Here is a 473-nt window from a genome sequence, read left to right as displayed (position 1 = left end):
GCGAAAGGTGCGGAAAGGGAAGCGGGTGGCAAAAAGCGTTGTTTTTCCGTTTGGGCCTGCTATTATGGCCTTAAACGGCGCCGCAATCCTTACCCATTCTTTGCCAAAAGAAACTGCGTTCTGGCTGTAAAATTCGGCGTTGGCGGAATCGGCCTTGCACAACGCTGCGGTTATCGCCCCGACAATCAGTAGCGCGTTGCGGGGAGAAGTCCAGACATGCTCGTCATAGGCTATTTCTTCTTCTCCCGGCTTTGCTTCTTCTTCCATGCCCTCGACAATTTCTTCTTCCACTGCGTCAACCGCGTCCATCATACGGACGATTGTCATTTTTGACGTATCCATTGATTCAAGAATCCTGTCTACCCACGCGTCTCCCTCGCCGCCACCATAGATAAAAACACCGCTGTTTTTAATGGTAATTATATCCTTTGGCGACGGCTCATAGGAATGGCTTTCCGCCCCCGGCGGCAGCA

General features: G+C 51.8%; 1 protein-coding gene. It reads right to left on the bottom strand.

Annotation, left to right across the window (positions count from 1 at the left end; translation table 11 throughout):
- A partial coding sequence (locus tag ACYVRA_RS08665; protein WP_461252316.1) for a metal ABC transporter substrate-binding protein occupies window positions 1–473 on the bottom strand: 473 nt, incomplete at both ends.

The organism is Treponema sp. R8-4-B8, assembly GCF_054786175.1.
This window is presented reverse-complemented; position numbering and strand designations above follow the sequence as displayed.